Source organism: Rhodococcus sp. BS-15, from assembly GCF_000813105.1.
In the GTDB taxonomy this organism is placed as follows: domain Bacteria; phylum Actinomycetota; class Actinomycetes; order Mycobacteriales; family Mycobacteriaceae; genus Rhodococcoides.
The window spans coordinates 1-6,582 of sequence record NZ_BAOX01000273.1 but is presented as its reverse complement, the minus strand read 5'-3'; the positions used below and the strand labels follow the sequence as shown (position 1 = coordinate 6,582).

5 protein-coding genes and 1 pseudogene are annotated in these 6,582 nt (G+C 64.5%); all 6 read left to right on the top strand.

Features of this window, described 5'->3' with window-relative positions:
* On the top strand, window positions 1–235 hold a 235-nt coding region (locus RHBS_RS22365), incomplete at its 5' end, for an aspartate 1-decarboxylase (protein ID WP_187298598.1).
* A 4-nt stretch (window positions 236–239) separates the two neighbouring features.
* On the top strand, window positions 240–1,040 hold the full coding sequence (locus RHBS_RS22360; protein WP_094613722.1) for a type III pantothenate kinase: 801 nt from the start codon (window positions 240–242) through the stop codon (window positions 1,038–1,040).
* A gap of 123 nt (window positions 1,041–1,163) precedes the next feature.
* Window positions 1,164–1,733, top strand: coding sequence for a cysteine dioxygenase family protein (locus RHBS_RS22355; RefSeq protein WP_128646455.1), 570 nt, complete (start codon window positions 1,164–1,166; stop codon window positions 1,731–1,733).
* Window positions 1,730–2,153: pseudogene (locus RHBS_RS22350) on the top strand (rhodanese-like domain-containing protein). Before RHBS_RS22355 ends, RHBS_RS22350 begins: the two are co-directional and overlap by 4 nt.
* A gap of 36 nt (window positions 2,154–2,189) precedes the next feature.
* The gene (gene lysS / locus RHBS_RS22345; RefSeq protein ID WP_128646454.1) at window positions 2,190–3,713 is read left to right on the top strand and encodes a lysine--tRNA ligase; all 1,524 of its coding nucleotides are present in this window, start codon (window positions 2,190–2,192) and stop codon (window positions 3,711–3,713) included.
* A gap of 274 nt (window positions 3,714–3,987) precedes the next feature.
* Window positions 3,988–6,528, top strand: coding sequence for an ATP-dependent Clp protease ATP-binding subunit (locus RHBS_RS22340; RefSeq protein ID WP_032380134.1), 2,541 nt, complete (start codon window positions 3,988–3,990; stop codon window positions 6,526–6,528).
* The last annotated feature ends 54 nt before the right edge of the window (window positions 6,529–6,582 follow it).

Below are 6,582 nucleotides of genomic sequence, written 5' to 3'. Positions count from 1 at the left end.
CGGTGTCATCGGAATCAACGGAGCTGCAGCGCATCTGGTGAACCCGGGTGACCTGGTCATCCTGATCGCCTACGGAGTGATGAACGAGCAGGAGGTTGCCGAATACGCACCGCGGGTTGTGTTCGTCGACGAGAAGAACGGTCCTGTCGAACTCGGCAGCGATCCGGCTCATGCGCCTGCGGGCTCGGGTCTGATCACGCCGCGCGACCTGCGGGCCGATTCCGTGCTGGTCTGATCCGATGCTCCTCGCGATCGATGTGCGCAACACCAGCACCGTGGTCGGCCTGTTCACCGGCACGGGGGATCACTCGAAACTGCTGCGAGATTGGCGAATTCGAACCGACCCGCATGTGACGGCCGACGAGCTGGCCCTGATGTTGCGCGGTCTGCTGGGAGAGGACGCCGAACGGATCACCGGAGTGACTGCACTGTCGACCGTGCCGTCGGTGCTGCGGGAGATGCGGACGATGCTCGCGCGCTACTGGGATCACGTGGTCCACGTGATGGTCGAACCCGGTGTGCGGACCGGCGTGCCGTTGCTCGTCGACAATCCCAAGGAGGTCGGTGCCGATCGCATCGTCAATACCCTTGCCGCACACGACCTCTACGGCACGGCGTGCATCGTGGTGGATTTCGGAACCACCACCTGTGTCGACGTCGTCTCGGCCAAGGGCGAATTTCTCGGCGGTGCCATCGCCCCCGGTCTCGAGATGTCGGCGTCGGCCATGTCCACTCGCACCGCCACGCTGCGCGAGGTGGAGATGATCCGTCCGCGGTCGGTGTTGGGCAAGAACACCGTCGAGTGCATCCAGTCGGGCACCATCTTCGGGTTCGCCGGTCTGGTGGACGGCCTGGTCGGGCGAATTCGACGAGAGGTCCCCGAGGTGACGGGCGCAGACGTCGCGATCATCGGCACCGGAGACATCGCGGCGCTGATCCTGCCCGAGTCGACGACCATCGAGCACCACGAACCCGACCTGACGCTCGAGGGGCTGCGCCTGGTCTACGAACGCAACATGGCCAAACGCCGTCCGCGGTGAACGACTAGCGCTTCGCGGTGCCGTGTGTCAGAATTCTCGGCGTGATGACGTGCATGGCCACCCAGGAGTGTTGTCGAGGCTGAACCCTGCCTCGTTCGTAACACACCCCTGGAGTAGAGCTTCATGCTTTCCACACCTGTACTTTTTGCACCCTCCCGTACCCGATCGTCGTCGCGTTCGGTCTCGACGCTTCCGACCCGGTTGCGTCCACCCGACCTGCTGCGCATCACCGACCAGGGCGCATCCGACGTTCTCGAGGGCCGCTTCGATCACCTGCTTCCCGGCGGCGGTCGCTGGCCGACCGACGAGCGTTGGGCCGCCCGACTGCATTCCGACGACGACCTCGACGTCTGGTTGATCAGCTGGGTTCCCGATCGATCCACCGAACTGCACGATCACGCCGGCTCGCTCGGTGCGCTCACCGTTCTCAGCGGCTCGCTTCTCGAATACCGTTGGGCCGGAACAGGACTGAAGCAACGTCGCCTCGACGCCGGTGATCAGGCGTCGTTCCCGCTCGGTTGGGTTCACGACGTGATGCACGATTCGGCGTCCGACACGGCCGGCCCCACCCTCAGCGTGCACGCCTACTCGCCACCGTTGACGGCGATGTCCTACTACGAAGTGACCGAACGGTCCACGCTGCGCCGCACCCGTAGCGAGCTCACCGACGAACCCGAGAAGGCCAGCGCATGACCATCGTCGAAATGCTCGAATCCGCACGCGAGACCATCGATCGAATGACCGTCTTCGAGCTGCGCGACGCCATCGCCCGCGGAGCCGTCGTCGTCGACATCCGCCCCCCAGGCACAACGCGCCGTGGAGGGAACGCTGCCCGGGGCACTCGCTATCGAACGCAACGTCCTCGAATGGCGTCTGGACCCGACGAGCGATGCGCGCCTGGCGATCGCCGTCGACCACGACGTCGAATGGATCGTGATCTGCTCCGAGGGCTACACCTCCTCGCTCGCCGCCGCGTCGCTCAAGCTGTTGGGTCTGCACAAGTCAACCGATCTGGTCGGCGGCTATCAGGCGCTGAAGTCGGCTGGGCTGCTCGGTGTGTTGACGCAGGCCAAGCACTGCGTCCGTGAGGCCGAGGCCGTCGCAGCGCACTGACAGTCCTTACACGCTCGGACTGTAAAGTGTCTGCGCGTGAGTGATACAGCTTCTACCCAGCCTGCCGACGACACCCCGGAGCAACTACGGATTCGTCGTGCCAAGCGCGCCGCGCTGCTCGAGCGCGGGGTCGAGGCATATCCGGTGTCGGTCCCGCGGACCCATTCGCTGCTCGAGATCCGCACCGAGTTCCCCGAACTCGAACCCGATACGACAACCGGCCTGATCGTCGGAGTCGTCGGCCGTGTCATCTTCGTCCGCAACACCGGCAAGCTGTGCTTCGCCACTCTGCAGGAGGGCGACGGCACCCAGCTGCAGGCAATGATCAGTCTGGCGGGCGTCGGCGAGGACGCACTCGCGGAGTGGAAGTCCGATGTCGATCTCGGTGACTTCGTGTTCGTGCACGGTGAGGTCATCAGCTCCCGACGCGGCGAGCTCAGCGTGATGGCCGACGCCTGGCAGATCGCGTCGAAGTCGTTGCGTCCGCTGCCCGTCGCGCACAAGGAACTGAGCGAAGAGACGCGGATCCGGCAGCGTTACCTGGATCTGATCACCAACCCGACCTCGCGTGAGACCGCCCGCAAGCGCATCGCCGTCGTTCGGGAACTGCGCAACGCCCTCGAGCGTCGTGGATTTCTCGAGGTCGAGACGCCGATGTTGCAGACGCTGCACGGCGGCGCGGCGGCTCGGCCGTTCGTCACACATTCCAACGCGATGGACACCGACCTCTATCTCCGTATCGCGCCGGAGCTGTTCCTCAAGCGCTGCGTCGTGGGCGGTATCGAGAAGGTGTTCGAGATCAACCGCAACTTCCGCAACGAGGGTGCAGACTCCTCGCACTCGCCGGAATTCGCGATGCTCGAGACGTACGAGGCCTACGGAACGTACGACGACTCGGCGAAAATGACGCGTGAGCTGGTCCAGGAAGTGGCCATGGCCGCCCTCGGATCCACGGTCGTGACGCTGCCCGACGGCACCACCTACGACCTCGGCGGCGAATGGACGACGCTCGAGATGTACCCGTCGCTGTCGGAATCGCTCGGGTTCGACGTCACCCCCGAGACCACCGTCGACGAGCTGCTCGCGATCGCCGACAACGTGGGCGTCGAGGTGCCGCGCAAGGACGGCGTCCCGATCTACGGCCACGGCAAGCTCGTCGAGGAGCTGTGGGAACACCAGGTGGGCGACGCGTTGACCGAGCCCACGTTCGTCCGCGACTTCCCGGTCGAGACGTCGCCGCTGACGCGTCAGCACCGCAGCAAGCCGGGCGTCACCGAGAAGTGGGACCTGTACGTCCGTGGGTTCGAGCTGGCCACCGGCTACTCCGAGCTGGTCGATCCGATCATCCAGCGCGAGCGTTTCGAGGACCAGGCGCGCCAAGCCGCCGCAGGCGACGACGAGGCCATGGTGCTCGACGAGGACTTCCTCGCCGCGATGGAACAGGGCATGCCGCCGACCACCGGAACCGGCATGGGAATCGACCGTCTGTTGATGGCGCTGACCGGCTTGGGTATCCGCGAAACGATCCTGTTTCCCATCGTCAAGCCGTCTCAGGCCTGATCGAACGGTGAAGGGCTGTTCGCCAGCAGCGGACAGTGAACGGGAAACGTTTTGCATAGTGCCTGCGTTATGAACAGTAAGCAGGCAAGGCAGTCCGCATTCGTGGGCCGTTGCGCAGCATTTCAGGGGTGGAGGGTCGGCGTTCGTAACGTCGGCCAACTACAGTGAGAACCAGTCTTACCTTCAAATGCACAAGCGACCCGGCGTGTTGGACACTGCGGCGCTAGAAGAACTGGTGGGCGAGCTACCACCCGCCAAGAAGTGAGGGAGAGCGATGTTCGAGAGGTTCACCGATCGCGCGCGGCGTGTTGTCGTCCTGGCTCAAGAAGAAGCCCGGATGCTCAACCACAACTACATCGGCACGGAGCACATTCTGCTCGGCCTCATCCACGAGGGCGAAGGCGTCGCTGCCAAGTCTCTCGAGTCGCTGGGCATCTCCCTCGAAGGAGTACGCAGCCAGGTAGAGGAGATCATCGGGCAGGGTCAGCAGGCTCCGTCCGGTCACATTCCGTTCACCCCGCGCGCCAAGAAAGTACTCGAGCTCAGCCTGCGTGAAGCACTGCAGCTCGGCCACAACTACATCGGCACCGAGCACATCCTGCTGGGACTGATCCGCGAAGGCGAAGGCGTCGCAGCTCAGGTCCTGGTCAAGCTCGGAGCCGACCTCAACCGCGTGCGCCAGCAGGTCATCCAGCTGCTGTCGGGCTACCAGGGCAAGGAACCGTCCGAGAGCGGCAGCGGCCGCGGCGAGGCGGGCACCCCGTCCACGTCGCTGGTCCTCGACCAGTTCGGACGCAACCTCACCCAGGCCGCGCTCGAAGGCAAGCTCGACCCGGTCATCGGTCGCGCGAAGGAAATCGAGCGCGTCATGCAGGTGCTCTCGCGTCGTACCAAGAACAACCCCGTCCTCATCGGTGAGCCCGGTGTCGGTAAGACCGCAGTCGTCGAAGGCCTGGCTCAGGCCATCGTCAACGGCGAGGTCCCCGAGACGCTCAAGGACAAGCAGCTCTACACCCTCGACCTCGGCTCGCTCGTGGCCGGCAGCCGTTACCGCGGTGACTTCGAGGAGCGCCTGAAGAAGGTGCTCAAGGAGATCAACACCCGCGGCGACATCATCCTGTTCATCGACGAGCTGCACACGCTCGTCGGCGCAGGTGCCGCCGAAGGTGCCATCGACGCAGCGTCGATCCTCAAGCCCAAGCTGGCTCGTGGCGAACTGCAGACCATCGGTGCCACCACCCTGGACGAGTACCGCAAGTACATCGAGAAGGACGCCGCACTCGAGCGTCGTTTCCAGCCCGTCCAGGTCGGCGAGCCGACCGTCGAGCACACCATCGAGATCCTCAAGGGTCTGCGCGATCGCTACGAGGCACACCACCGCGTCTCGATCACCGACGGTGCCCTCGTCGCGGCCGCAACACTGGCCGACCGGTACATCAACGACCGGTTCCTGCCCGACAAGGCGATCGACCTCATCGACGAGGCGGGCGCGCGGATGCGCATCCGCCGGATGACCGCTCCGCCAGACCTGCGCGAGTTCGACGACAAGATCGCCGACGCGCGCCGGGAGAAGGAATCGGCCATCGACGCACAGGACTTCGAGAAGGCTGCGAACCTGCGCGACAAGGAGAAGACCCTCGTCGGTCAGCGTGCCGAGCGGGAGAAGCAGTGGCGCTCCGGTGACCTCGACGTCATCGCCGAGGTGGACGACGAGCAGATCGCCGAGGTCCTGGGCAACTGGACCGGCATCCCCGTCTTCAAGCTCACCGAGGAAGAGACCACGCGTCTGCTCCGCATGGAGGACGAGCTGCACAAGCGGATCATCGGCCAGGTCGAGGCAGTCAAGGCCGTCTCCAAGGCGATCCGTCGTACCCGTGCAGGTCTGAAGGACCCGAAGCGTCCGTCGGGCTCGTTCATCTTCGCCGGTCCCTCGGGTGTCGGTAAGACCGAGCTGTCGAAGGCTCTCGCGAACTTCCTCTTCGGCGAGGACGACGCACTGATCCAGATCGACATGGGCGAGTTCCACGACCGCTTCACCGCGTCGCGCCTGTTCGGTGCACCTCCGGGATACGTCGGCTACGAAGAGGGCGGCCAGCTCACCGAGAAGGTCCGCCGCAAGCCGTTCTCCGTCGTGCTGTTCGACGAGATCGAGAAGGCACACCAGGAGATCTACAACACCCTCCTGCAGGTGCTCGAAGACGGTCGTCTCACCGACGGCCAGGGACGCACGGTCGACTTCAAGAACACCGTGCTCATCTTCACCTCGAACCTCGGTACCTCGGACATCTCGAAGGCCGTCGGCCTCGGCTTCTCCTCGGGTGAAGGCACCGGCTCGAACTACGAGCGGATGAAGCTCAAGGTCAACGACGAGCTGAAGAAGCACTTCCGCCCCGAGTTCCTCAACCGTATCGACGACATCGTCGTGTTCCACCAGCTCACCAAGGACGAGATCATCCAGATGGTCGATCTCATGCTCAACCGAGTCGAAGGTGCGCTCAAGAACAAGGACATGGCGATCGAGGTCACCGAGAAGGCGAAGTCGTTGCTCGCCAAGCGCGGATTCGACCCCGTCCTGGGTGCGCGGCCACTGCGTCGCACCATCCAGCGCGAGATCGAGGACCAGTTGTCGGAGAAGATTCTCTTCGGCGAGATCGAAGCCGGCCAGATCATCCTGGTCGACGTCGAGAACTGGGACGGCGAAGGCGCAGGTGAGGACGCGAAGTTCACCTTCCGCGGTGAGAAGAAGGCGATCATCGTCCCCGACGAGGTCCCGGTCGACCTGGCCAAGGCCACCGGAGACAGCGACAGCGAGTAAGTTTCACAGCACACGACAACGGGCGATCCTCTTCGGAGGGTCGCCCGTTGTCGT